At 58.7% G+C, this 24,378-nt stretch carries 24 protein-coding genes; 10 read left to right on the plus strand and 14 right to left on the minus strand.

All coding sequences use genetic code 11. The features are described from left to right. Positions 1 to 7: 7 nt before the first annotated feature. Complete coding sequence (locus FX984_RS23680; RefSeq protein WP_092356477.1) at positions 8 to 679, plus strand: COG3650 family protein; 672 nt, start codon at positions 8 to 10, stop codon at positions 677 to 679. Between the two features lie 106 nt (positions 680 to 785). Further along, the gene (locus tag FX984_RS23685; RefSeq protein WP_027604432.1) at positions 786 to 2,399 is read left to right on the plus strand and encodes an NAD(P)/FAD-dependent oxidoreductase; all 1,614 of its coding nucleotides are present in this window, start codon (positions 786 to 788) and stop codon (positions 2,397 to 2,399) included. 61 nt (positions 2,400 to 2,460) lie between these two features. Here the strand turns inward: FX984_RS23685 and FX984_RS23690 are convergent, their stop codons facing one another. Continuing rightward, positions 2,461 to 3,555, minus strand: a complete 1,095-nt coding sequence (locus FX984_RS23690) for a PLP-dependent cysteine synthase family protein (RefSeq protein WP_027604433.1) — start codon at positions 3,553 to 3,555, stop codon at positions 2,461 to 2,463. Between the two features lie 216 nt (positions 3,556 to 3,771). Here FX984_RS23690 and nhaA point away from each other — a divergent pair, with 216 nt between their 5' ends. Beyond that, positions 3,772 to 4,947: a Na+/H+ antiporter NhaA gene (nhaA, locus tag FX984_RS23695; RefSeq protein WP_146475806.1), complete on the plus strand. Its 1,176-nt coding sequence runs from the start codon at positions 3,772 to 3,774 to the stop codon at positions 4,945 to 4,947. Between the two features lie 77 nt (positions 4,948 to 5,024). Here nhaA and FX984_RS23700 read toward each other — a convergent pair whose 3' ends face one another. Further along, positions 5,025 to 5,489, minus strand: a complete 465-nt coding sequence (locus FX984_RS23700; RefSeq protein WP_003189251.1) for an outer membrane lipoprotein — start codon at positions 5,487 to 5,489, stop codon at positions 5,025 to 5,027. A 157-nt stretch (positions 5,490 to 5,646) separates the two neighbouring features. Here FX984_RS23700 and FX984_RS23705 point away from each other — a divergent pair, with 157 nt between their 5' ends. Further along, positions 5,647 to 5,907: a hypothetical protein gene (locus FX984_RS23705; protein ID WP_027604435.1), complete on the plus strand. Its 261-nt coding sequence runs from the start codon at positions 5,647 to 5,649 to the stop codon at positions 5,905 to 5,907. Between the two features lie 36 nt (positions 5,908 to 5,943). On the opposite strand, the gene pdxH is transcribed toward FX984_RS23705, so the two are convergent. The 5 genes from pdxH to dinG form a co-directional block, all read right to left on the minus strand. Further along, positions 5,944 to 6,591 (minus strand): pyridoxamine 5'-phosphate oxidase, encoded by a 648-nt coding sequence (pdxH, locus tag FX984_RS23710; RefSeq protein ID WP_027604436.1) that lies wholly within the window; start codon positions 6,589 to 6,591, stop codon positions 5,944 to 5,946. Between the two features lie 27 nt (positions 6,592 to 6,618). Then, positions 6,619 to 7,782 carry an OmpA family protein gene (locus FX984_RS23715; protein WP_027604437.1) on the minus strand — a complete coding sequence of 388 codons (1,164 nt, stop codon included), beginning with the start codon at positions 7,780 to 7,782 and terminating at the stop codon, positions 6,619 to 6,621. Positions 7,783 to 7,925: 143 nt separating this feature from the next. Next, complete coding sequence (locus tag FX984_RS23720; RefSeq protein WP_092356472.1) at positions 7,926 to 9,071, minus strand: serine hydrolase domain-containing protein; 1,146 nt, start codon at positions 9,069 to 9,071, stop codon at positions 7,926 to 7,928. A gap of 82 nt (positions 9,072 to 9,153) precedes the next feature. Next, positions 9,154 to 11,451, minus strand: coding sequence for a beta-galactosidase (locus FX984_RS23725; protein WP_027604439.1), 2,298 nt, complete (start codon positions 11,449 to 11,451; stop codon positions 9,154 to 9,156). Positions 11,452 to 11,549: 98 nt separating this feature from the next. Then, positions 11,550 to 13,694: an ATP-dependent DNA helicase DinG gene (gene dinG / locus FX984_RS23730; RefSeq protein WP_027604440.1), complete on the minus strand. Its 2,145-nt coding sequence runs from the start codon at positions 13,692 to 13,694 to the stop codon at positions 11,550 to 11,552. A 99-nt stretch (positions 13,695 to 13,793) separates the two neighbouring features. On the opposite strand from dinG, the gene FX984_RS23735 reads away from it, so the two are divergent. Continuing rightward, a complete protein-coding gene (locus FX984_RS23735; protein ID WP_027604441.1) occupies positions 13,794 to 14,258 on the plus strand; it encodes a CopD family protein in 465 nt (154 codons plus the stop codon). A 45-nt stretch (positions 14,259 to 14,303) separates the two neighbouring features. On the opposite strand, the gene FX984_RS23740 is transcribed toward FX984_RS23735, so the two are convergent. Beyond that, positions 14,304 to 15,062 carry a hypothetical protein gene (locus FX984_RS23740; RefSeq protein WP_027604442.1) on the minus strand — a complete coding sequence of 253 codons (759 nt, stop codon included), beginning with the start codon at positions 15,060 to 15,062 and terminating at the stop codon, positions 14,304 to 14,306. A 155-nt stretch (positions 15,063 to 15,217) separates the two neighbouring features. Next, positions 15,218 to 15,913, minus strand: a complete 696-nt coding sequence (locus tag FX984_RS23745) for a PA1041 family peptidoglycan-binding anchor lipoprotein (protein WP_027604443.1) — start codon at positions 15,911 to 15,913, stop codon at positions 15,218 to 15,220. 192 nt (positions 15,914 to 16,105) lie between these two features. Here FX984_RS23745 and FX984_RS23750 point away from each other — a divergent pair, with 192 nt between their 5' ends. From FX984_RS23750 to FX984_RS33265, 4 genes are all read left to right on the plus strand, one after another. Further along, on the plus strand, positions 16,106 to 16,603 hold the full coding sequence (locus FX984_RS23750; RefSeq protein ID WP_027604444.1) for a DUF6231 family protein: 498 nt from the start codon (positions 16,106 to 16,108) through the stop codon (positions 16,601 to 16,603). 3 nt (positions 16,604 to 16,606) lie between these two features. After that, entirely contained in the window at positions 16,607 to 17,095 is a 489-nt protein-coding gene (locus tag FX984_RS23755) for a YchJ family protein (protein ID WP_146475807.1), read from the plus strand. Between the two features lie 8 nt (positions 17,096 to 17,103). Continuing rightward, entirely contained in the window at positions 17,104 to 18,792 is a 1,689-nt protein-coding gene (locus FX984_RS23760) for a recombinase family protein (RefSeq protein ID WP_146475808.1), read from the plus strand. Positions 18,793 to 19,561: 769 nt separating this feature from the next. Beyond that, positions 19,562 to 19,903, plus strand: a complete 342-nt coding sequence (locus FX984_RS33265; RefSeq protein ID WP_223841671.1) for a Rap1a/Tai family immunity protein — start codon at positions 19,562 to 19,564, stop codon at positions 19,901 to 19,903. A gap of 283 nt (positions 19,904 to 20,186) precedes the next feature. On the opposite strand, the gene FX984_RS23765 is transcribed toward FX984_RS33265, so the two are convergent. Further along, entirely contained in the window at positions 20,187 to 20,741 is a 555-nt protein-coding gene (locus FX984_RS23765; protein WP_146475809.1) for a tyrosine-type recombinase/integrase, read from the minus strand. A gap of 397 nt (positions 20,742 to 21,138) precedes the next feature. Next, positions 21,139 to 21,345 carry a hypothetical protein gene (locus FX984_RS23770; protein ID WP_186511819.1) on the minus strand — a complete coding sequence of 69 codons (207 nt, stop codon included), beginning with the start codon at positions 21,343 to 21,345 and terminating at the stop codon, positions 21,139 to 21,141. A 387-nt stretch (positions 21,346 to 21,732) separates the two neighbouring features. On the opposite strand from FX984_RS23770, the gene FX984_RS23775 reads away from it, so the two are divergent. Further along, the gene (locus FX984_RS23775; RefSeq protein WP_222435066.1) at positions 21,733 to 22,602 is read left to right on the plus strand and encodes an AbiJ-NTD4 domain-containing protein; all 870 of its coding nucleotides are present in this window, start codon (positions 21,733 to 21,735) and stop codon (positions 22,600 to 22,602) included. Here the strand turns inward: FX984_RS23775 and FX984_RS23780 are convergent, their stop codons facing one another. From FX984_RS23780 to FX984_RS23785, 3 genes are all read right to left on the minus strand, one after another. Next, positions 22,603 to 23,232 (minus strand): DUF6945 domain-containing protein, encoded by a 630-nt coding sequence (locus tag FX984_RS23780; protein WP_146475811.1) that lies wholly within the window; start codon positions 23,230 to 23,232, stop codon positions 22,603 to 22,605. It lies immediately after the preceding gene. Between the two features lie 20 nt (positions 23,233 to 23,252). Continuing rightward, positions 23,253 to 23,420: a hypothetical protein gene (locus FX984_RS32530; protein ID WP_186511821.1), complete on the minus strand. Its 168-nt coding sequence runs from the start codon at positions 23,418 to 23,420 to the stop codon at positions 23,253 to 23,255. 628 nt (positions 23,421 to 24,048) lie between these two features. Then, entirely contained in the window at positions 24,049 to 24,378 is a 330-nt protein-coding gene (locus tag FX984_RS23785; protein WP_146475812.1) for a hypothetical protein, read from the minus strand.

Here is a 24,378-nt window from a genome sequence, read left to right on the forward strand (position 1 = left end):
CCCGATCATGCGTGCCGCCCGTAACCTCGCCCTGTTTGCCTTGCTTCCTGTGTTAGCCGCTTGCCAGATGTTCGAAAACGAGCCGACCAAGCCGTCTACCGCCGGGTTGACCCGCATGCAGGGCGAACTCACGGCGGTAGGTAGCAAGCTGCTGTTCCAGCCGTGCGACGATAAACGCAACTATGTCGTCAACGACACCAGTGGCACCAGCATCCTGCAGGAAGCGGCGTCCCTGGCCGGCCAGCAAGGGGCATTGTTTGCCGATTTGCGTGGCAAGTTCTCGGGCGTCGCCAGCGGCACCCAGGGCAGCGTCGACCTGCAACAACTCTACCGCGTAGAGCGCTCGACCTCTGCCTGCACCGACCCGGACTTCAAGCGCATGACCCTGCGGGCCAACGGCCACAAGCCAGCCTGGGCCATGAACGTCACCGCCAAGGGCATGGTGCTCGAGCGTGAAGGCCAGCCACCACTGGCGGTGCCTTATGTCGAAGAGCAGATCGGCGACGGCCGCTTCAACCTGATGACCGAAGCCAACAACCAGCACATCGAACTGTGGGTCGCGCCCCAGCGCTGCATCGACAGCGTCAGCGGCAGCCTGCAACACATGACGGCGGAATTGCGCGTCAACGGCCAGGTACAGCGCGGTTGCGCGGCGTTTGGTGGTTCCCGGGACGACTGATTCAGCGCTGCGCTGTTTTAACCTGACGGAAAACCGCCATTGGGGCTTATAATCGCCGGTTTGCAAAACAGCCGGCCTCTTTGTCCGCCGCCTACCGGATCCCGTCATGTTACGAATCACCGAACTCAAGCTGCCCATCGACCATCCCGAACAAGACCTGCGGCCTGCCATCGTGCAGCGCCTGGGCATCGCCAGTGATGACCTGCTCGATTTCACCCTGTTCAAACGCAGCTACGACGCGCGCAAAAAGTCGTCGGAGCTGTGCTTCATCTACACCATCGACCTCAATGTGAAGGGTGAGGCCGCCCTGCTGCTCAAGTTTGCCGATGACCGCAACGTCAACCCGGCGCCGGACGTCAGCTACACGGTCGTGGGCCAGGCCCCGGCAGGCTTGGTCGAACGGCCTGTGGTCGTCGGTTTTGGCCCGTGCGGTATCTTCGCCGGGCTGTTGCTGGCGCAGATGGGTTTCAGGCCGATCATCCTCGAACGCGGCAAGGAAGTACGCCAGCGCACCAAGGACACCTGGGGCCTGTGGCGCAAAAGCGTGCTCAACCCCGAGTCCAACGTGCAGTTCGGTGAAGGCGGCGCCGGGACCTTCTCCGACGGCAAGCTCTACAGTCAGATCAAGGACCCGAAATTCCACGGCCGCAAAGTCCTGCACGAGTTCGTCAAGGCCGGCGCGCCGGAAGAAATCCTCTACGTCAGCAAGCCCCACATCGGTACCTTCCGCCTGACCGGCGTGGTAGAAAACATGCGCGAGCAGATCATCGCCCTGGGCGGTGAAGTGCGTTTCGAGCAACGGGTGACCGACGTGCTGATCGAAGACGGCCAGTTGAATGGCGTGGTCATCGACGGTGGTGAGCAGATCCTCTCCAAACATGTGATCCTGGCCCTCGGCCACAGCGCCCGCGACACCTTCCGCATGCTCCATGGCCGTGGCGTCTACATGGAAGCCAAACCGTTCTCGGTGGGGTTCCGGATCGAACACCCGCAATCGCTGATCGACGCCGCGCGCCTGGGCAAATATGCCGGGCACCCGAAGCTGGGCGCCGCCGACTACAAGCTGGTGCACCACGCCAAGAACGGCCGTTCGGTCTACAGCTTCTGCATGTGCCCGGGTGGCACCGTGGTGGCAGCGACCTCCGAGCCGAACCGCGTGGTGACCAACGGCATGAGCCAGTACTCGCGTAACGAGCGCAATGCCAACTCCGGCATCGTCGTCGGCATCACGCCGGAAGTGGATTACCCAGGCGGCCCGCTGGCGGGTATCGAGTTGCAGGAGCGCCTGGAGTCCCACGCCTACATCCTCGGCGGCAGCAACTACGAGGCTCCGGCACAGTTGGTCGGCGACTTTATCGCCGGTAAGCCATCCACGGCCATCGGCAGTGTGGAACCGTCCTACAAGCCAGGGGTGGCCCTGGGCGACCTGGCCCTGGCCTTGCCGGACTTCGCCATCGAAGCGATCCGCGAAGCACTGCCGGCGTTCGAGAAGCAGATCAAGGGCTACTCGCTGCACGATGCCGTGCTGACGGGGATCGAGACGCGCACCTCGTCACCGCTGCGGATTACCCGTGACGAATCGATGCAGAGCCTGAACGTGAAAGGCCTGTTCCCGGCCGGTGAAGGCGCTGGGTATGCGGGCGGGATTCTGTCGGCCGGTGTCGACGGGATTCGGATTGCCGAGGCGTTGGCACGGGATATGTTGGGTATCGAGGCCTGAGAACAGCGCAAATTAAATGTGGGAGGCGGCTTGCCCCCTCCCTCATTTGGTTTGCATCGGGTCAGATATTCGCGCGCAGGATGCTGGCGGGCAATGGTTCACCCTGCTCCACACTGGCGGCCACGGCCGCGATCAACCCCTCGAGCGCATAGCCCTGCCCCGCCAACCACGCCTGGTCGTAATAGGTGGTGGCATACCGCTCGCCCCCATCACACAAGATCGCCACGATCGAACCTGACTCCCCTGCCGCTTTCATCTGCTGCGCCGCCATTAATGCGCCAATCAGGTTAGTCCCGCTGGAACCGCCGACTCGCCGCCCCAGGCGCTCAGCCAGGTAATGCATGGCCGCCAGCGACAGTGCATCCGGCACCTTGACCATCGCATCAATCACCTTGGGCAAAAACGACGCCTCGACCCGTGGCCGGCCAATGCCTTCGATTCGCGAACCACAGTCCAGGCGCAGGCTGGCGTCACCGCTCTGGTAGAAATCGAAAAACACCGAGCGCTCGGCGTCGGCACACAACACGCGGGTGCAGTGCTGGCGATAACGCACATAACGACCCAGGGTGGCGGTGGTGCCGCCGGTACCGGGGCTGGAAATCAACCAGCTCGGTTCCGGGTGCCGCTCAAAGCGCATCTGTTGGAAGATCGACTCGGCGATGTTGTTGTTCGCCCGCCAGTCGGTGGCACGCTCGGCATAAGTGAACTGATCCATGAAATGACCGCCGCTTTCCTGGGCCAGGCGTTCGGACTCGGCGTAGATCTGCGTGGGATCCTGTACCAGATGGCTTTTGCCGCCGTAGAAGGCAATCTGCGCGATCTTTTCCTGGGATGTCGTGGCGGGCATCACCGCAATGAACGGCACCCCGAGCAGCCGGGCAAAATACGCTTCGGAAATCGCCGTCGAGCCGCTGGATGCTTCAATGACCGGCGCGCCTGGCTTGAGCCAGCCATTGCACAGCGCGTACAGGAACAGCGAACGGGCCAGCCGATGCTTCAGGCTGCCGGTGGGGTGGCTGGATTCATCCTTGAAGTACAACTCGATGCCCGGCAGGCCCGGCAGCGGTAACGGAATCAGATGCGTGTCAGCACTGCGTTGGAAGTCCGCTTCGATGATGCGAATGGCTTCGCGGGCCCAGGGACGGTGGTCGCTCATAAGGAAGAACTCTAAGGATTTCAGTACCGATCTTAGGATGTTTCCTACACTGCACACAGATACAGTGACGACTCAATTGGACACACAATTGCTAGGCTTTGGCGCTACGCCACCCTACCCCATCCCTTATAACAAATAAGAATATAACTTTTGTTTTAACAACTAACGGTACGGGTTAGGGTACCCACCTATTGAACCTGGATTGGAGAGCATCCCTTGCCTCTGCGTAGCACTTTTACCCGTTTCTTCCAGCTGGAAGCCGCCAGCGGCCTGTTGTTGATCGCCGCTGCCGCCTTGGCGCTGATCATCAACAACTCTCCGTTGTCGCACCTGTATGGCGCGTTTCTCGACGTGCCGGTGGTGGCCCAGATTGGCGCACTGCAAATCGCCAAGCCCGCGCTGCTGTGGATCAACGATGGCCTGATGGCCCTGTTCTTCCTGCTGATCGGCCTGGAGGTCAAGCGCGAGCTGCTTGACGGCCACCTGTCCAAGCCTTCGCAAGTGGTGCTGCCCGGCGCAGCCGCCATCGGCGGCATGGTGGTGCCGGCGCTGATCTACTGGGCAATCAACAAGGACTACCCCGCCGCCCTCTCCGGCTGGGCAATCCCGATGGCCACCGACATCGCCTTCGCGTTGGGCGTCCTGGCATTGCTGGGCAAACGGGTGCCGGTATCGTTGAAGCTGTTCCTGATGACCCTGGCCATCATCGACGACCTGGGCGCGATCATTGTTATTGCCGTGTTCTATTCCGCCGACCTGTCCGGTGCAGCCCTGGCCGCCGCGGGCGCCTGCCTGGTCGCCTTGATTGCAATGAACCGCCTGGGCGTGATCAAGCTCGGTCCCTACCTGATCATCGGCCTGATCCTGTGGGTGTGCGTACTCAAGAGCGGCGTGCACGCCACCCTGGCCGGCGTGACCCTGGCGTTCTGCATCCCGATGCGCACCAGGAATGCCGAGCCCTCGCCGCTGCTGACGCTGGAACACGCCCTGCATCCGTGGGTGGCCTACGGCATCCTGCCGCTGTTCGCCTTCGCCAACGCCGGGGTGTCACTCACCGGGGTCAGCCTGGAAAGCTTCACCCACCACGTGCCCATGGGCATTGCCGCCGGCCTGCTGATCGGCAAGACCGTCGGCGTGTTCGGCCTCACCTGGCTGGCCATCAAGACCGGCCTTGCCGCGCTGCCCAGCGGCGCCAACTGGGGCCAGGTCTTCGGCGTGGCGATCCTGTGTGGCATCGGCTTCACCATGAGCCTGTTCGTCGGCTCCCTGGCGTTTGTGCCGGGTGCCAGTGAGTTTGCCGGGGAGGATCGAATGGGGATCCTGACCGGGTCGATACTCGCAGCGTGTATTGGGTATGGGGTGACGGCGATAGCGAGTCGCAAAAAAGCCTGAGCCGACTGAAACGCAGCCCATAAAAAACCCCAACCGGTCACCCGGTTGGGGTTTTTCTTTTGCCTGCGGCTTACCGGTCAGCGAGTAACGCGGCTGGTGCCATCAACGGTCATGATGCGGACGCGATCACCGATGCGGAAGATTTCATTTTCCTGCACGGCTTGCACGTAGGCACGCATGCTGCCGTCGTCTTCGCGAACGGTGATTTCCACGCCCTGGGTGCGGGTCAGGCCTTCTTCGGTAGCCGAGCCCAGCAGGCCGCCGGCAACGGCGCCTATCACGGCAGTCACGATACTGCCACGGCCACCGCCGATGGCGCTGCCGCCAACACCACCGATGACCGCGCCGGCAGCGCCGCCGATTGGGGTCTTGGTGCCTTCGATTTTTACCGGACGCAGGGATTCAATGGTGCCCATGCGAACGGTCTGTACACGACGCGCTTCGTCACGGGAGTACGAGTCGCCGGTCAGACTCGAGGCGCAGCCACCCAGCAGCAACGACAGCGTGGTAAAGCAGGCAACCAGTAAAACGGACTTACGCATAGCATCAACTCCAAAGGACAGGTATTCATTAGACGCTGCAGCTTGACGCCTGTCACGACAAGCCCGGCAGGAAATTGCTTTCATTCAGCCTCAGTACAGACTGCCCGTAGCCAAAATACCGACCAACGGTAGCACTCTCATCGTAACCAGGAACTTCATGGACTATTTCATCATTGTAGTCACTACCGTCGCCGGCCTGTACTTCCACGGCTGGCTGTACCTGCGGATCAGACGCTGGATAGACCGCGACCTGGCACTGTCCCTCGCAGGCGACGACCTGCACAAGCGTGCCTTTATGCTGCAACAACTGGAGCAGGCACGGATCTCGAAGATCAAGCGAAGCGAGTTGCCGCAGTGGCTGAAGAACGCCGCACAGCACTACACAGCCGAAGCCTCTTCAACAGAGACTTCGGTGTGATCGATATCATTCCAGTGGGGTGACGAAAGGTGCCGCTCAGGGCGCCAGGCGCTCGCGGGTCCATTCGGTCCCTTGCAGGCGGTAGTTCAGGCGGTCATGCAGGCGGCTGGCGCGGCCTTGCCAGAACTCGATGCGCTCCGGCAGCAGGCGATAGCCACCCCAATGCTCGGGGCAGTCGGGCTGGGTATCGCTGAAACGCTGTTCGGTGGCCTTGAGCAGGTCCTGCAGTTCTTCACGGTCACGAATGACCTGGCTCTGCGGGGAGGCCCAGGCGCCTAAACGACTGCCCAGGGGGCGGACCTGATAATAAGCGTCGGACTCCTCAGGCGTGACCTTGACCACCCGCCCTTCAATACGCACCTGGCGCTCCAGGGTCGGCCAGAAGAACGTCATGGCCGCAAACGGCCGCGCCGCGAGCTGTTCGCCCTTGGCGCTCTGATAGTTGGTGAAGAAGGTAAAGCCCTGCGCATCCAGGCCCTTGAGCAGCAGGATGCGGCAGTGCGGGCGACCGTCCTGGTCGACCGTAGCCAGGGTCATGGCATTGGCTTCCACCGGTGGCTGCTCGGTTTTCACCGCATCGGCAAACCACTGGTGGAACAACGCAAACGGCTCGTTCGGGGCCTGGGCCTCGCTCAAACCGTCCCGTGTGTAGTCACGGCGCATATCGGCCAGTGCCTGGGTCATGCGGCTTTATCCTTGTGGTTCAGCGGATCAGTTTTTCGCCTGGTCATTCGCAGCCGGTGCAGCAGCCTTGGCTTTGGCCGGGGCCGGTTTCTTCGCAGCGGGCTTGGCCGGGGCTTTTTTAGCCGCGGGCTTGGCAGCCGCCTTTTTAGCTGCGGGTGCCTTTTTAGCCGGGGTCTTGGCGGCCGGGGCCGGGGCTGGAACGTTCTGCACCGCAACCATTTCGGCTACAGGCGGGGTCTTGCCCGATTGATACTTGCTCAACAGCGCCAGCATGGTCGTGCGCTGGGTGAACATGATTTCCATGCGGCGGTTCAGCGCGCGGCCCTGGGTGCTGTCGTTGGCGGCACGTGGCATCAGGTCACCCATGCCACGCAGCATCAGGCGGTCCTGTTTCAGGCCGCTGAGGCTGAAGATCGAGGCGATGGACTGCGCACGCTCCTTGGTCAACGCCTGGCTGGCTGGCGCGGTACCGGTGGCATCCACGTGGCCCAGCACCAGCACAGCGGTTTTTGGATCGGCTTCAACCGCCTTGGCGACGCGAGTGAACGGCCCCAGGGTAACCGGCAGCAGCATCGCCGGGCGTTTCGGGTTGTAGGAGCCGTCTACCGGAGCAATCACCACGAGTACGTTATCGCGACGTTCCAGCTGCAGGTTGCTGTCCTTGATGGCGGCGCGCAGGCGCGGCTCATAGTCGTCCAACCAGGCCTGGGTGATTTTCGGGTCAGGCATCGGCACATTGGTCACGTCGACCTTGGCCAATGGCTTGGGTTTGCTTTCGAACGGCCACCACCAGTGGGTTTCGCTGTCGGTCTTGGCGACGGCAGGCGCGGCGTCTGGAGCCGGGGTCGCGGCCTTGAGGTCGGCTTTCAGGTCAGCCTTGGCATCAGCGGCCTTCTCGTCGGCGCTCTTGGAGGAGAACGGCCACCAGCTGGAACCGGTGTCAGCCTTGGCGGCCGGCGCTGGCGCGGAGGCGACAGGCGCAGCAGCAGCGGCTACAGGTGCGGCAGGCTTGGCGCCGGCAGCGGGCTTGGCATCCGGCTTGGCGTCGGTTTGGGTCACTGCGTCCTTGGTCGTGGCCTTATCCGATCCAAATGACCACCAATGCCCACCCTCGGCATCATTTTGTGGAGTTTGTGCGCAACCGGTAATAGTGAGGCAAAGCGCCAGTGCCAAGGACTTGTTCGATAACATGAGATATCCACAAAATGAGAAAAGAAACGGGGGTCTCGATGACCCGTTAAACAGACGCTTACAGAACATTAAAGTTACATCATTTCGTTCAGCGCCTTCTTATAGTTGCCTTTGTAACAAAAAAATGTGAAACAGCAAGGGGTTTACAGACAACCGGCCAATATTCCGACCAACTTCTGTGCCCGCGGGTCCATAAGTACATAAGGCCCCAATGTATTAGTCACGAAACCAAACGCTACATCATGCTCAGGATCGGCAAAACCCACCGAGCCGCCGGCGCCTGGATGCCCGAACGCACGGGCGCCAAGGCCAAATGTAGCATTGGGCAACTGTGGTTGATCCAACATGCAGCCCAGCCCGAAGCGGGTTTGTGTCAATAATGTTTTATCCGGCCCGATACTGTGTTCACGGGTCAATTCTTCGAGCATGTCGGCTTCCAGCAAACTACCGTCCAACAAACCACTATAAAAACCCGCCAGACTACGCGCATTACCGTGACCATTTGCCGCCGGCTGCTGCATGCGTCGCCATTCAGGTTTATTAGTACTGGTGAGAATAGACGGTGGGTTGGCAAATGCCCGCGTCGTCATCGCGGTGGGCTCGCGCATCATTACTTGCAGTAAACGCTGCGCGGCTTCATCGCCCATATTGCCTTTGCTGCGCGCTATATGTGCAACACGATAAAACTCTTCGTCGGCCAGGCCCACGTGGAAGTCCAGCCCCAGCGGCCGTGCCACCCGCGCCACAATGGACTCACCCGGCCCACGCCCATCGGCGCGGCGCAGCAATTCGCCGACCAGCCAACCGTAGGTGATCGCCTCGTAGCCATGGCCCTGGCCCGGCGTCCACCAGGGGGCTTCGGCTGCCAGGGTGTCGACCATCAATTGCCAGTCGTACAAGGCTTCGGTGGGCAGCATCTCGCGGATGGCCGGCAACCCGGCCTGATGGCAGAGCAACTGGCGCAGCGTAATGTTTTCCTTGCCGGCAGCAGCGAACTCAGGCCAGTACCTGGCCACTGGCGCGTCCAATTGCAACTTGCCCTCGGCCACCAGTTGCAGGGCCGTGACAGCGGTGAAGGTCTTGGTGCAGGAAAACAGGTTAACGATGGTGTCGCTGTGCCAGGCCTCGGTACCGTCCTTGTCGGCGGTACCGGCCCACAGGTCAACGACGGTTTCGCCGCCGACCTGGATGCAGAGCCCGGCGCCACGCTCCTGCGGGTCATCGAACAACGCGGCGAACCCTTCACGCACCGCTTCGAACTGGAGCTCGTAATGACCCTGAACCTGCACCTAAGCCCCCTAGGAAAACACCGTAAAAAGTGGCCGACATTGTTCCAGCCATTGTGGGATTTGTGAACCCGTCAACAATGAATCAATGACCATTTCCCGAATGCCCACCGGCGTGTCCGGCGCCCTGCCCCGGGCCTTTGCCCTCACGTCCAGGTTTGCTGCCTTCGCTTTCATGAACCGTGCTGGCGGCCTTGGCCTTTTCCGCTTCCTTGCCCAGTTGATCCACCGCCGCCAGGTTGCTTTTACGCACACTGTCGACAAACCCCTGGAACGGTACGTCAGTGATACCCACCAGGCCGAAGTGGCCGTTTTCACCGTCCAGCAACCGGCCGGTCACCGGCTGGTCCAGGTACTGGAACCAATGCACACCGACAATGGACGGCTCGGCCATGGCTTGCTTGAGGAAGTTGGCATATGCCACGCCACGCTCTTCTTCCCTGGCCAACTGGGTCACGCCGCCCCAGAACGGGCCACGGTCCGCAGAGCCGAAGTTGAATTCAGTGATCAACACCGGCTTGTCCAGTGCACGAAGCGCGGCAAAGTCATAGCCGTCCTGGGGTTTGAGCGTGTACATGTTGAAACTCAGCACATCGCAATACTGCGCGCACGACGCCACGGCCTCCGGCGTACTCACCGCATAACGCCCGCCCAGCAGCAGTTGGTTGGGGGCGTGCCATTTCAGCGAGTCGGAGATGGTCTTGAAGTAGGCATCGGCGAAGGTCTTCTGGAAGTATTTGAAGTCAGCTTCGATTTCCGGGTGTTCAGGGTTGGGCATCGGCGGTTCGAAGCCCGGATCTTCCATCAGCTCCCACCCCGCCAACTCGATGCCCCAGGCTTTCGACAGGCCTTGCTCGTTGCGATACTTGTCACGCAATTGCTTGAGAAACGCGCGCTTGGCCGGTACGTCGGTGGTCATGCGCAAGGTGCCGTAGGCCAGGGCGTAGCGGGATTTCGGATCATCGCCGGGGCCGGCCCAGGCCAGTTCGTTGTCGGCAAAGAAGCCGATCAGCCAGGGGTCGTCGCGGTGGTCGCGGGCGGCAATGGCCACCGCGCGCTCGGTCGCCATGGCGAAACGCGGATCGAACGGATCGGGCATGCCGCCCCACCAGTCGGTGCCGGTGCTGATACTGGCGTAGTCGCCGACGATCGACAGCGGCAAGGTGTACGGCACTCGATCGGCAGTGGCCAACGCGCCGTCGCTCCAGTTGCCGACGGTGTTGAAACCCCAGGCTTGCAGGCGATCGAGGGTATGGGTCACCCAGCGTTTCTGGTCGAACCCTTCGCCGCCATAAGTGCGCTGCAGGTTGGCGCCGTAGAAATCGTACCAACGCCCGGCAGCGAAGCCACGACCTTCGCCCGCACCATTGCCGGTGCGGTTATCGCCGCTGCCGTAGTACTTGTCGAAGGGTTCGCCGGCCTTTGGCAGCGCCGCGAACATCCACTCACGACCGGCCACGTAGGTCTGGCTGTTGTCCGGGGCCACGGTATTGACACCCAGGGAATAGAACGGATGGCCTTCCGGAGTCACCAGGTACCAGCGACCGTCGCGCTTTTCGGTGCGGAAAAAGCCACTGGCCTTGAACGCCGGCCCTTTGTTCCAGCCGCCGAACGTGTCCAATGCGGATTTATCACGCGCGGCCAGCCAGCCCTGCAGTTGGGTTTGTTCCTTTGCCGCAGCCGCCTTGAGCTGTTCGTCGCTGCTGACCTTTTCCGGCCAGCGCGCACGGGTGGACTGACCATAGGTATCCACCAGTTCGCTGTAGGCCGCCTTCAGCACCGGCTCACTGTCCTGCACACCAAAGCGCTCCAGCAGGATGCTTTGCGCGGCGTTGGGCTTGATCATCGACAGGGTCACCGAGACCACCTGGCTACGGTCGATCTCGCCAGCACTGCTGGCCAGCAACACGCGCTGGCCATCCACGGTGATCGGCATCGGCGGGCCGGCCTTCATGCCCTGGCTCAACGGCGAGCTGGCTTGCAGCGGGACCAGCAAGGTCTGGGCGGGGCCGGCCGGCAGGTCGATGCGGCTGACCAGGGTCTTGCCATCGCTGCTCTGCACCTTGACGTAGAGGGTCAGCGCCCAGTCCATGGCACTCTGGATACGCAGGCTCATGGCGCCGGACTGCGACCAGTCCCAGGCACCGGCCTGTGGGCTGAGCACCAGGCTCGGCTCGGCGGCCGGGTTGAAGGTGATGCGACGCAACACCTCGCCTTCGGGGGTTTGTTCGGCGTTGTATTGCGGCAGGCTGGCGTCCTGGGTCGCCACCTTGACCACATCGGCAGGCCGGACGAAGTTGAACAATGTCTGTTGCCCCGCGGGCGCGGCCATCAAGGGCGCAGTGAACAGCAGGGCAAAAAGGGCGGGCAGCGTGCGAATCATACGAACAAGGTTCTCCCAAACGGCCGGTAAATAGCCTGATGACATAAATCGATAGCAGTGAGATAGACCACGAAGTGGGCGAATTCGCCCACGATGGCTTAAGAAATTTCGCGCCGGAACGGCGGCAACGCATTCAGGATCGCCTTGCCGTAGCGCTGGGTCACCAGGCGGCGGTCGAGCAAGGTGATGGTGCCCCGGTCTTCCTCGGTACGCAGCAAGCGACCGCAGGCCTGCACCAGCTTCAAGGAAGCATCCGGCACCGAGATCTCCATGAACGGGTTACCGCCCCGCGCTTCGATCCATTCGGCCAATGCGGCCTCGACCGGATCATCCGGCACCGAGAACGGGATCTTGGCGATCACCACGTGTTCGCAGTAGGCACCGGGCAAGTCCACGCCTTCGGCAAAACTCGCCAGGCCGAACAGCACGCTGGAATCCCCGCCATCGACCCGCGCCTTGTGCTTGTTCAGGGTTTCCTGCTTGGACAGGTTGCCCTGGATAAACACCTGCTTGCGCCAGTCGCGGTCGAGGCCGTCGAACACGTCCTGCATCTGCTTGCGCGACGAGAACAACACCAGGGTGCCGCGCGAACCTTCCACCAGGGAGGGCAGGTCGCGAATGATCGCCGCGGTGTGCGCCGGTGCATCCCGTGGGTCGGCCTTGAGATCGGGCACCCGCAGTACACCGGCGTCGGCATGATGGAACGGGCTTGGCACCACCGCCGTGACGGCCTTTTTCGGCAGCCCCGCGCGCATGCGGAAGCGGTCGAAGGTGCCCAGGGCAGTCAGCGTGGCCGAGGTCACCAGGCAGCCGTACGCCACGTTCCACAGGTTGCGGCGCAGCATCTCGGCGGCGAGGATCGGGCTGGCGTTGACCTCGATATCAAACAACGCACCGCTTTCCGACAGGGTCAGCCAGCGGGCCATGGGCGGGTTGTCTTCGGGGTCTTCGACGGTAAAGGCCGTCCACAGCTCCCAGTTGCCCTGGGAACGGGACAACAGGCTGCCGAACAGCGGATACCATTCCTCGGCCTGGTTGCTGGCGATGCCGATGTTGACCTCACCGTCCATGCCTTCCTTGAGCAAGTCAGTCAGGCGGGTGAACAGGTCGGTAAGACGGGAAAAGCCTTTCTTCAGTTCGATGCCCATTTCGCGCATATGCTCGGGGATCATCCCACCGACAAAGCGGTGGCGCGGGCGCTCACGGCCTTCCACATCTTCACCGGGCTTGAAGTCGGCCACCTGCTCGCAGGCGCTGAACATGAACTGTTGCTGGGTCTTGATCTCCCGCGCCAGCTCCGGCACCTGCTCGATCAACTTGCCCAGATCGCCGGGCAGCGGGTGCTGGGCGAGCAATTTGGTCAGGTTCTTCGCGGTGGTTTCCAGCCAGTCGGCGGTGGAACGCAGGCGCGTGTAGTGGGCGAAGTGGCCGATAGCCTTGTCGGGCAGGTGATGGCCTTCGTCGAACACGTAAAGGGTGTCACGCGGGTCCGGCAACACGGCACCGCCGCCCAGGGCCAGGTCGGCCAGGACCATATCGTGGTTGGTAACGATCACGTCGACCTTGCCCATGCCTTCGCGGGCCTTGTAGAAGGCGCACTGGCCGAAGTTGGGGCAATGGCGGTTGGTGCACTGGCTGTGGTCGGTGGTCAGGCGTGCCCAGTCGGCATCTTCGAGGGCGGTGGGCCAGCTGTCGCGGTCGCCGTCCCATTTATTGCCGGCCAGTTTTTCGATCATGCTGGTAAACAGCTTCTGGCTGACCTCATCCACCTCGATCTTGAAGCCTTCTTCCTCGAACAGCGACGCCGTGGCGGTTTGCGCGTGGCCTTCCTGCAGCAGCACGTCGAGCTTGGACAGGCACATGTAGCGGCCACGGCCCTTGGCCAGGGCGAAGGTGAAGTTCAGGCCGCTGTTGCGCATCAGGTCGGGCAGGTCTTTGTAGACGATCTGCTCCTGCAGGGCGACGGTGGCAGTGGCGATCACCAGGCGCTTGCCGGCGGCCTTGGCGGTCGGGATCGCAGCCAGGCTGTAGGCCACGGTCTTGCCGGTACCGGTACCGGCTTCGACGGCCACGACGGCGGGCTCACCTTCGCGGCGGCCTTCGTCATCGGTGTCGATATCCCCGAGGACCTTGGCCACTTCGGCGATCATCAGGCGTTGGCCGTAGCGCGGTTTCAAGCTCTTGGCTTCGAGAAAACGCGTGTAGGCGCCCTGGATCGTGGTTTTGAGTTCAGTGCTGATCATGGATAGTCGGGCGCAAAAAACGCTGGATAAATTTTCAGTGGTTCGGATCGGCCGCTATCATACCCCGCTAATTAATCCCGCGCAGAACGGAGTACCACAATGACCGCGTTTAGCCTCGTTTACACCCTGCATGTATTGGCCGCCCTGATCTGGGTCGGCGGCATGTTTTTCGCCTGGATGATCCTGCGCCCAGCCGCTGTGGCGGCCCTTGAGGGCCCTGCCCGACTCAAGCTGTGGGCCAATGTGTTTCAACGTTTTTTCGTGTGGGTATGGGTGGCAGTGCTGGTTTTGCCGATCAGCGGCGTCGGCCTGCTGCACCTGCGCTTCAGCGGGTTTGAAAGCGCACCGCGCTATGTGCAGGTGATGATGGGTTTGTATCTGGTGATGACGGCGTTGTTTATCCGTATCCAGGCGCTGAAGTTTCCGCAACTGAAGGCGGCGGTGGCGGCTGAGGATTGGCCGGCGGGTGCGGCTGCACTGGGGCAGATTCGCAAGCTGGTGGGGATCAACCTGATCGTGGGGTTGGTGGTGGTGGCGATTGCATCGGCTCGGCCGATGTTCTGAGTACAGTCACAAGCTGCAAGCTCGAAGCTTGCAGCTCTTTAGAACTTAGAGCCGCTGAATAGTCACGGTACCCGCAGGCCCAGATGGCCCCGGCTGCCCTTCCAACCCTGGGCGGCCCTTCTCGCCACCATCGGCGCGGTACACCAGGCAGCCTTTGGACTCCCCGCCTTTGCCCGGCTTGCCGGCCGTGCCGGCCAAACCTCCAGCACCGCCATCCACCCAGACCTTGATGTGTTCAGCCGGGAAGTCCTTCGGCAATTCCACGCGAACCTGTGCACCCGCCCCACCCGGCAGGCCATCGCCGCCGTTATCGCCATTGAAACCGCGCCCCGCCGAGCCCCAGGTGCACCCAGGATCCACGCCATTGGCGCCATCCAGCCCGGCATACCCTTGGGCACCGGCGCCGCCACGGGCATCCACCGAGAGTTCTTCAGCCGTCAGCGAGTTGATGCGCAAGGTCAGGTCACGCCCGGCCTTGGCCGGTTTTTCATGGGTGCCGGGAGCACCGCGCGAGGTGATCTGGCTGCCCTGCTCAAGTTGTGCATGCCGCACCTGCAATTGCAGCGCCGTATTGCCAGGAACAATTGCGATGCGTGCGTCGCGGCCCAGGTGCAGTTCATCCACCGTGACCTGGCTGATGGTGGCCGGAATCAGCAACGTGCCGTAGTCCGCCACGTCCAGGCGCTCCAGTTGCAACACGCTGGTGCTGGAGGGAAGGCGCATCAATGAGTTGGTTTCGACACTGACGCTTTGGGCCAGGGCAACGGGGCTGACCAACAGGGCCAACAGAAAAACCTTACGCATCATGGGGCTCCTGAATGTTTTCAAATTTTTCTTTGGACGCACAGTAACGACTTCTACAGGCGATTTGCCAGTGAAGGTTCAAAAAACTTGAGAGGGAGCGGTTCAAGCGAGGGTGGCCGGCAATGCCCCTGTGGATCCCACAGGGGCAAGGGCTGTCAGCGGTTGATCTGGATTTCCGTGCGGCGGTTCAGGGCGCGGCCTTCAGCGGTCTTGTTGTCGGCGACCGGATGGCTTTCGCCCGCCCCGGTGACAGATACAAAGGCACTGCGGGGCACCCCGGCGCCGATCAGGTAATCGGTGACCGAATGGGCACGTTTTTCCGAGAGTTTCTGGTTGTAGGCGTCTTTACCGACGCTGTCGGTGTGACCACTGACCCGTAGCTGGGCGCTCGGGGCTTCCTGTTTCAGGCGCGTGGCAATGGTGTCAAGTTTGGTTTTATCCGCCGCCGTCAACTTGGCCGAGTCGAACTGGAAGTGCACATCGCGGATCACGATGGTTTCTTCCTTGACCACGACCACCTCCTCGACCACCGCCGCCGGCGGTGCCGGTGGGCAACCATTGGCGTCAACCTGCACGCCTTTCGGGGTGCCCGGGCACTTGTCGCGGCTGTCCGGCACGCCATCGCCATCTTCGTCGCCATCGCCGTGCACCCAGCAATAGGCGCCGGCCATGCCGCCGACCAGCAACGCGCCATAGCCTGCGTAGGCCGAGCTTTCAGTCGCACCGATCGCTGCACCGGTCACACCGCCGACAGCGGCACAGGTAGGCCAATCGGTTTTTTGCAAGCCTGCGCAACCTGTCAATACTCCGGTTAGCAGAACCAAGGGTAGAGCTGTCCGCATGATGCTCATCTGACTTTCTCCTGAGGGGATCGGCGGGGGCCGATGGGTGGAGTAAAGACCGCTCTTTTCAACTGCGCCACTACGCCAAGCCCCCCGTATTCATTGGGGATCGTCGCCCACGTAGGACTTTTCGCAGCCACCCGCTCTAGGCCCGCACGCTCAGCCGCGCTAGTCTCTAGGGTCCTGATGTGAGGATCTCTGATGACCGCTGGTATTTCTGCCCGTACTCCCCAGCAAGCGCTGGCCGCCTTGCTCGATCTGCACCAGCCCAAACGCCTGTTGCTGTTGGGTGCCAGCCAGTTCCCGGCGCTGGACGCCTTTAAGGACGCACACCCTGACACCCAGGTGTTCTGCGCCGCGCCAGGGCCATTGCCGCAAGCACTGGCGGCCCAACGGTTTGACCTGGCGCTGGTGGTCGATTGCCTCGAGCACCTGCCAAAACCCCAAGGCCTGACCTTGCTCGGCGGCATCCGCAACCTCAACGCCAGCCGCATTGCGGTGCTGGTGGACCTGGGCGCCTGCGGCTGGAAGGAAACCGACTTCTTCTCCCTGGCGCTGCAGGCCGGCGAGCGTTTCCAGCGCGATGAGCAGGTGCTGACGCTGTTTACCTACGATCTGCTTGACTATAAACAGGTGCCGGACTGGCTCAACGCCCGTTTCTGGGCCAACCCGGAAAACTTCGGAAAGTATTGGTGGTAATTAATGAGTACATCCATTTGCCCCTGCGGCAGTGGCAACCTGCTGGATGCCTGCTGCGGCCATTATCACGCCGGGCACCCGGCACCCTGCGCCAGCGCCCTGATGCGTTCACGCTACAGCGCCTATGTGCTGGGCCTGGTGGACTATCTGGTCGCCACCACTTTGCCCGCGCAACAGGCTGGCCTGGACCGTGAGGCCATCGCCGCCTGGAGCGCCCAGAGCACCTGGCTAGGCCTGGAGGTTGAAAGCTCCGAAGTGTTCGGCGGCCAGCCGGAACACGCCTTCGTGACCTTCACCGCACGCTGGCATGACAGCACCGGCGAACATAGCCACCGCGAGCAGTCTTCTTTCGTACAGAATGAAGGGCGCTGGTACTTCATCGACCCCACGGTGGAAGTGAAAACCGGACGCAACGATGCGTGCCTGTGCGGCAGTGGGCAAAAATTCAAGAAGTGCTGCCACAATTACCTACATACCAATCCGGTTCTGTAGGAAGCACCATGCCCAAGGTTTTCAGCTACGTCAGGTTCAGCAGTGCTAAGCAGTCAACAGGCGATAGCAAGGCCCGCCAACTCAAATCAGCCAAGGCGTTCGCCGACGAACATGGGTACGAGCTGGCAGACCCGAAGGACTATCTGTTCTTCGATGCGGGCCGGTCTGCATATAAAGGAAGACACCTAGACGACACTGGCGAGCTGGCGCGATTCCTTGCATTCGTAGAGGACGGGACCGTACCAACGGGCAGCATCTTGGTAATCGAGTCGCTAGACCGCCTCTCCCGTGAGCGTGTACGTGATGCCCTACCCCGCTTCCTCGATCTGCTGGCAAAAGGGATCAATGTCTACACCAGCACGGACAGGCGCCTCTACACCAGCGACTACAACGAGATAGACCTGATCGTTTCGATCATCACTATGAGCCGTGCCCACGAAGAAAGCGCCACCAAGGGCAGCCGCGTCTCATCCGCATGGCAGAACAAACACAAGGAAGCACGCGAGACAGGCAAACCGCTGGGTAAGCTCAGACCGTTATGGCTTGACCTGACGCCAGACGGGTATGTGTTGAATCCAGATCATGCCCAGGTAGTGCAGCGGATCTTTGACTTATCTGCCAAGGGCTATGGCTCTCGTGTAATCGCTGCCACTCTCAACCAAGACGGCATACCCACATTCTCAGCGGACCGGAAAAACTCCAGTGGCCTTTGGGGGTTCAGCACGATCCGGCACATCCTCGAAAGCCGCACGACTCTAGGCGAGTATCAACCGCACACCTTTATAGACGGAGTACGTACTCCAGACGGCGAACCGATCAAGAGCTATTTTCCGCCCGTGGTTACTGAGGAGCAGTTCTACCTAGCTGCTGCTGCCAGAGCATCCCGAAGGTTGCACAAGGTCACAAAGGTGACCAAGAACTTCAACGTACTGGCAGGGATTTTCTTCTGCCAGAAATGCGGTGGGGCCATGCACCTACAAGGCTTCAAGAACCGGAAGTATTTCAAGTGCGCCAACAAGCAAAAAGGCATGTGTGATTCCGGCGTGGTTGGGGCTGAACGCTCGGAGCTGGTGTTCCAAGAAGTTTTAGCCAAGATCGATAGCCTGTCCCTAGTGCGCTCAAGCTCAGGAAGCCTAACCCAGAAGATACAGGTGATGGACGGACGGGTTGAGGAGCTGAGGGCCAAGCAAGCCAACGCAGAATCCTCACACCAAGAATTTCCCAGCAGGATCACCGCGAAGCTGTTGCAGCAAATCGAAATAGGCCTGGAAGCGCTCAACGCTGAACGTGAAGCTCTCGCCCAAAACCTTGCTACTGATCAGGTGGTGAGTAAGTCGGACTTCTTTGAAAGGCTCGACCTGACAAGCTACGAAGGGCGTGCAGCAGCAAACAATCTAGTCAAGCGGCTAGGTGTGCGTATCGGCGTTACGAAGCTGGAACGGACGAACGAATGCTACGCGGTCAGTATTGAAGGCAATGTCTCCTTCCTGATCTACCACCGGGAAGCTGCACTCACGATCAGGTCCGTAGATAGCAACATTCTCGACAAGCAAGTGATGCATGGCGAGATAACTCAAGACCAGAGAGTGCGGCTTGAGCAAATCAGAGAAATGGGTGATGTCCAGGGGCCAACGTCTTTAGTGCGAGCGCTTTTCAACTGGGAACATGTTGTAGCCAGCAAAGTAGACAATGGCTGATTGCCAGCCAACCAAACGTCAAAAAGCCACCACCCATCCGACAACCGAGCATATTTTGACAAACGGTTGACACTATGAGAGCTGCGCCCTACACGGGTGTTCCACGTTTTATACACATTTTTTCCACAATGTTACCCACAGGTAGTGCGTTGCTAAGCCCCCCAAAACGCATTATCTTGTAGCCACGGCAAAAAAAAACCCTACATGTAGGGATTTTGATAGCTGGAAGACCAAGAATAGGTCTTGTAGAAGGGAAAGCTTGCGAGTGGTCACGCGAAGTTTGGCGACAGAACGTGATCCACCCGCACCACCCCCGATACGAACGTTTCGAAAAACGCATGAATCTGGGCAGGCGGTTATTAAGCCAACAGCGTGACTCTCACGTCAACAACACTTTGAGTGTACGTTGCCACGCCCAGAGGATTGCACCACAGCAATCTCTCTAGAGGCTCGACCTACTATGACTAGACGTCATCGTAACCGCTCGTCGATTCAACGCTCCAAAAGTGTTTTCGTTCACGACTACCCACGCTGGAGGTTTGGGCGATGGGAACACGTGCGTCAGCATTTCCGCAGTCTGCCGTTCCAATACGCACTTGACCTGTAGGAGATAGAACAAGCCACCGGCGTGAGAGTCGGTGGCTTCCTACGGTAACAACTCTATCGGCACCCTTTCGTGATGGCATGTGGCTATTCCAATGAGTAGTATCGCCAGACCACTCATCGACTGGGAGCAGCCATGAAAGCCGGAACCGCATCAGCGATTGTAATGGTAGCAACCTTAGGGTGTGGGCACGCGTTAGCATCTGACGGAAATGACTTAGTTAAAGGTTGTTCAGATGTAGTCAGAAGCATGGACGGACTGAAAGCCAGGAACCTCTACGCGGCAGGGAGTTGCCTGGGACTAGTCTCTGGCGTCATGGATACTCTAACAATCGTAGACGACTCATTACCCCCCAAAGAAAAGATTTGCTACCCAAGTCAAGGCATCCCATACGGCCAAGCCGTTAGAGTCGTCCTTAAATACCTAAATGACCATCCTTCGGACCTACATCAAAATGCATCAGTTCTAACCGCCGATGCACTGAGGAGTGCATACTCCTGCAAATAGGCTGACAGACTCCCAGCACACCCACCCCGCGCCGCCAGCGACATCGCAACTCGATGGGGGGGGGCAAGGTGTCAGCCAGGAAAAATAAGCTGGGGGATGGATACCTGTCTGAGCTGCTTAGCAGCGTGCACCGTCAGACACTGGAAACTGTCGTGATCTATAAATAAGACGTACTTGGGTGCCACTGAGCTTGCTTCTGGCGGGCGCAGAGCGTGGTGCTGTGGGTGTCATCAGCCACAAAAAAACCCGCTCAAGGCGGGCATTGGGTGTAGTTAGTAGACCGTCAGAACACAAACTCGTGGTACGTCGCATCAACCTCGGCTTGAGTGATGCCAATGTAGGCCATGGTGACGGCAGGACTGCTGTGGTTCAGCACCCGGCAAATCTTCTCGATGGACACACCACCGCTGTACATCAGCCAACCACGAGTCTTCCGCATTGAATGCGTGCCGAGCTGGATACCAAGCTCATCACCTACAGCCTTGAAGGCACCTGCCACGGCTACACGACTCACAGCCTTACCTTTGGCCCGATTGGAGTCCACTTGAAACAGGAAGGTGTGGTCGGGGTGTGCCTGCCTGCGTTCTGCGACAATCCGCTTAGCTGAACTGTTCAGGTCGATCTGTCGAGTCTTACCGGTCTTGGACTCCTTGATCACGAGCTTATCGCCAGCAACATCCTCAAAGGCGAGGCTGAGTAAATCGCTGATCCTGAGGGCAGTGTTAACGCCGAACCGCCAGATGTCCGCATACAAAGAGTTACCCCTGGCGTTCTTGGTCAGCTTGCGAGCGATCACCTCCGCCTCACCCTCCGTCTTTACCGCCTCTACGATGTTCATTCTAATTAACACTCCATGCAATATCGGCTATATGTGTTAATTAGATCATGACTCATTGGACAAAAGCAACGGATTTAAAGGCTTGGCTAATTTACACAATACTATTCTGTCAATTAGCAGGAGGAACGGGAGGCATTGCCCTCCCGCACCAGGGCTACTTTTTCTTCTTGCCGCCACCTGGGGGCTTCTGGGGCGGAGGAATCACCTCTACTGTTGTTGTCTTCGGACGGCGCTTCGCCTCCTCGATAGGAATGAACTGCCCACTCCCCGAATCTCTACCGCGTTTGTTGACCATGAGTCCCCTCCTTAATGGCACGTCGCCACACAGCGATCATATCGAGGCTAGTTCAAGGAAGCGGGTTAGCAAAGCCGAGATGAAACGAGTTTTAAGGCTGGCCTACCTACGTAGCACCCTGATCATGCTGGCGATGCCTTCATTGCTCGTGTCGAGCGTCTCCAGGGCGCCAACGATGTTGGCGTGAGTCTCTATCCCGCCCTGACCCCGTACCCAGTTGCTCAACTCTTCGATGGCAGCGCCCAGAGCGTTCTGATTCAGCACAAGCAACTCCAAGGCATCGGCGGTCACTTCGTTCAGGTCATCCATGAGAGGCATCCTCGGTTGTGGTGCAAGGATCGTAGACCACCTCGGCGCTGGGTGGGGCTGGGTGTAGCCGCTCTGCTGAATTTCGCCATTTGGACGCGTTTAGTGCGTTCTGAAAGCTGGAAATCGGTTTGACCCTGAGTTATCACAGGGTTCAGCTTGTCCGTTTCCGACATACCCAACGGAAACACTGGGCTGTAGAGGGCATCAATCACAACTATCAATAAGAATCAACCAATAGCTAACGACTATATATGTAACCCTGAGGAGGTTTTCAGGGGGTTATTTGAGGTTTCAGGGGAGGTATCCGGTGGGGGTATGCCGCTACATCGCCACCATGGATAATGGCGCGAGAAAGGATGCAATCAACGGAGCATTCTTGAATAGGGCATGAGCGAGGTGGTAATGGATTTCTCACAGCGAATGGGATTGATACCAGAGTCCAAGTTAATTCAAGTAGATGATATGGATATGGATTTACGTATATCGTTATGGAATGCCCTAATCGAAACGTATTGGAGCCAATATACCTCAGCAAGCCGAATGTACGACTATGTAAATGGATCAAACTTTCATAGCTACTCAAGAAAGCTATACTCTCTTCATTATAAAAAATCCATCGACACTATTGATACCCATTGGAATAAATTCCTTGCCAAGGTTCGTGAAAGTTTTTTCAGTTGCACTTGGGACAGGGTTTACGCATTTATTGAATTTACACCACAACATGCCCCCGAGTACAAGCCGGGACAAACAGTAAGGGCTGATTTTTTTATAAAAACCTGTAACCAGATATTGGAGAGGGAAAACTCAGCCTATCGCTTCGTAGCAGGCAAGATCACACCAATCACATCGCAAGATGAAATAGAAGAAGTCGAACGCGCAATTGCAATATCCGATCAATATACGGGTGTCAGAACCCATATACAAACAGCACTCGGGTTTCTGACGGACAAGCTGAACCCTGACTATAGAAACTCAATCAAGGAAAGCATTAGCGCTGTTGAGTCCCTTGCCAAGCACTTGGTGGGCAACCCCTCTGCAACCCTTGACGGCGCTTTAAAAGTACTCGAGAAGAGCCACAAACTGCACCCTGCTTTGAAGAAAGCATTTTCTTCTTTATATGGATATACCAACGACTCTGATGGTATACGTCATGCACTGATGGAAAACTCCGAACTAACTCAAGCAGATGCTAGGTTCATGCTCATCTGCTGTTCAGCGTTCACCAACTTCGCCATCGATAGCACGAAGAGCTGATTAGTCCCAAGGCAAAGGATCGCCAACATACTCGACTGTAGCCCCTTGCCTGATTGCAGGGGCAGCAACATCTGGCACCTCATCCAATGTATCCCCGAACAGCTGCAATCGCTTATGCACGACTACAGGAGCTTGTGACGGTGTATCTATGTATGCCTCAAGAGGTATATCTTCAAACACAGGAACCATATCGCCTGCAAGCTCCTGAGAGGCGATTGCAGGAACGCTATAGCTATCCACTACAGCAGGGAAAGCAACCTCGCCAATCACCCTAGAAGAGCTTGTAGATACCTTGCTGGTACATACTTGAAGTGGAGCCAAGATCTTATAGTTGTTAGAGCGAATGAACCCTCTTCCTTTCTGCCGTTGCACTTCGATATACCCATGCTGAATTAGTTTGGCAATAAATCGTTTAACTGTACTCGGATCACATCCAGTTGCTGCTGCAATGTCCTCTTGGTTATCAAACCAATCCTTGCCGATGGATCTAAAGAAGATGTATCTCTTCTCCATCCATGCCCACATAATCTTCTGATCACCAGTGAGCTTAAATTGTTCGCCAGTGGTTCTGCTGGTCCAGTGTGTTGCCTTCATGATTTCGTGTGTAAGCTTGCAAAATGTCTCGGTCATCGTATTCCTCGTATGTATTCTTAAAGGTTCTTGATATGTTCTAGGAACTTGGATTCTTCCATAGCCCCAGTTCGGAAGAGGACTATCATTTCGATCATGTGAGCAACGCGAGCTGCTGCACTTGGACCACCATTGCCGTTGCCAGCCTTGAGCCAGTCACGACTGTGTTGCCGGAATTGAATGTTCATTTCATTTTCTCCTTGCACGGTAAAACTTCACAGAGGGCAGGATGCCCCATGTGGATTCTATCTAACTTAACTAGGGTGCTAGCACCGCTGATTGAAGATCCTTGCACGATCAATTCATATGATTGAGCAATCAGAAAGCTCTTCTGCTTTACCTTGCAAGAATCCCGAAGGGTGCTGGGACTGCATCAGTCTTATTATTTTCTTTCTTGTTATGATCTATCTTACTAAGGGGGCAGCACGCCCTATGTCACAGGGGGCAAATTGCCCTATGTACAGGGGGCACCGTGCCCTATGTGAGCCACTAACAAGAATCCCAGGCAGCACGAAACCGCCGCCTGACGTTGCACTGGGGCAAGTCGAGAACGCTCGGTATTGGTTTGCTGGAAAGTTGGCGACTATACGCCAGATTACCCTGTTTTGTCAAGTTGTATCGCGCTATACAAGTTGCTGTATGGAGCTGGGCTAGAAACTCCCCCTAGGGCGATTGCAGCGTCTTTCTCAAGTGAGACAACCCAAACTGAGGCGCCACGACTATCGACGCCTGTATGACGCCATACGGGCTTGTGGAGCCTCCTTGAAAGTTCGTACGCGGCATGCATTGCCGCATTTGCATCATGGTAAACTTGGTTCATTGTTTTAACTCCTTGTTGAGTAGCTGTGCTTGTCTTAGCTGGATTGCAACTTCAAGGGCGGCAAGTTTCCGAGCCTGGGCTACTTGATCGACTTGCCACGTAATAAAGTTCTCTCGGACACCCATAATCTGGCGCTGAATGTTTGCATCAAGCTTGGCAGCGAGTTGTGTCTCTCGCTCCTGGGCTGCATGCGTAGCTCTTTCGGCAAACGCTGCATACGCTGTTTCATTTTGGCGAATGCTGTAACACGTAGTTCCGAAAGTTATAAGTGATGCGAGCATAAGAACGCCCAACATCCATTTGATGAGTCTGTATTCTGACAACAT

The sequence above is a fragment of the Pseudomonas marginalis genome, assembly GCF_008692035.1.
In the GTDB taxonomy this organism is placed as follows: domain Bacteria; phylum Pseudomonadota; class Gammaproteobacteria; order Pseudomonadales; family Pseudomonadaceae; genus Aquipseudomonas; species Aquipseudomonas marginalis.

Coding starts and splice junctions, on each gene's coding strand:
- FX984_RS23740 (WP_027604442.1), bottom strand. CDS start 15,062: ATGCGTAAGGTTTTTCTGTTGGCCCTGTTGGTCAGCCCCGTTGCCCTG.
- dinG (WP_027604440.1), bottom strand. CDS start 13,694: ATGATCAGCACTGAACTCAAAACCACGATCCAGGGCGCCTACACGCGT.
- FX984_RS23745 (WP_027604443.1), bottom strand. CDS start 15,913: ATGAGCATCATGCGGACAGCTCTACCCTTGGTTCTGCTAACCGGAGTA.
- FX984_RS32530 (WP_186511821.1), bottom strand. CDS start 23,420: ATGAACATTCAATTCCGGCAACACAGTCGTGACTGGCTCAAGGCTGGC.
- pdxH (WP_027604436.1), bottom strand. CDS start 6,591: ATGACCCAGGCACTGGCCGATATGCGCCGTGACTACACACGGGACGGT.
- FX984_RS23735 (WP_027604441.1), top strand. CDS start 13,794: ATGACCGCGTTTAGCCTCGTTTACACCCTGCATGTATTGGCCGCCCTG.
- FX984_RS23780 (WP_146475811.1), bottom strand. CDS start 23,232: ATGACCGAGACATTTTGCAAGCTTACACACGAAATCATGAAGGCAACA.
- FX984_RS23765 (WP_146475809.1), bottom strand. CDS start 20,741: ATGAACATCGTAGAGGCGGTAAAGACGGAGGGTGAGGCGGAGGTGATC.
- FX984_RS33265 (WP_223841671.1), top strand. CDS start 19,562: ATGGTAGCAACCTTAGGGTGTGGGCACGCGTTAGCATCTGACGGAAAT.
- FX984_RS23700 (WP_003189251.1), bottom strand. CDS start 5,489: ATGCGTAAGTCCGTTTTACTGGTTGCCTGCTTTACCACGCTGTCGTTG.
- FX984_RS23770 (WP_186511819.1), bottom strand. CDS start 21,345: ATGGATGACCTGAACGAAGTGACCGCCGATGCCTTGGAGTTGCTTGTG.
- FX984_RS23775 (WP_222435066.1), top strand. CDS start 21,733: ATGAGCGAGGTGGTAATGGATTTCTCACAGCGAATGGGATTGATACCA.
- FX984_RS23685 (WP_027604432.1), top strand. CDS start 786: ATGTTACGAATCACCGAACTCAAGCTGCCCATCGACCATCCCGAACAA.
- FX984_RS23680 (WP_092356477.1), top strand. CDS start 8: ATGCGTGCCGCCCGTAACCTCGCCCTGTTTGCCTTGCTTCCTGTGTTA.
- FX984_RS23705 (WP_027604435.1), top strand. CDS start 5,647: ATGGACTATTTCATCATTGTAGTCACTACCGTCGCCGGCCTGTACTTC.
- FX984_RS23755 (WP_146475807.1), top strand. CDS start 16,607: ATGAGTACATCCATTTGCCCCTGCGGCAGTGGCAACCTGCTGGATGCC.
- FX984_RS23750 (WP_027604444.1), top strand. CDS start 16,106: ATGACCGCTGGTATTTCTGCCCGTACTCCCCAGCAAGCGCTGGCCGCC.
- FX984_RS23690 (WP_027604433.1), bottom strand. CDS start 3,555: ATGAGCGACCACCGTCCCTGGGCCCGCGAAGCCATTCGCATCATCGAA.
- FX984_RS23785 (WP_146475812.1), bottom strand. CDS start 24,378: ATGTTGTCAGAATACAGACTCATCAAATGGATGTTGGGCGTTCTTATG.
- FX984_RS23760 (WP_146475808.1), top strand. CDS start 17,104: ATGCCCAAGGTTTTCAGCTACGTCAGGTTCAGCAGTGCTAAGCAGTCA.
- FX984_RS23725 (WP_027604439.1), bottom strand. CDS start 11,451: ATGATTCGCACGCTGCCCGCCCTTTTTGCCCTGCTGTTCACTGCGCCC.
- FX984_RS23715 (WP_027604437.1), bottom strand. CDS start 7,782: ATGTTATCGAACAAGTCCTTGGCACTGGCGCTTTGCCTCACTATTACC.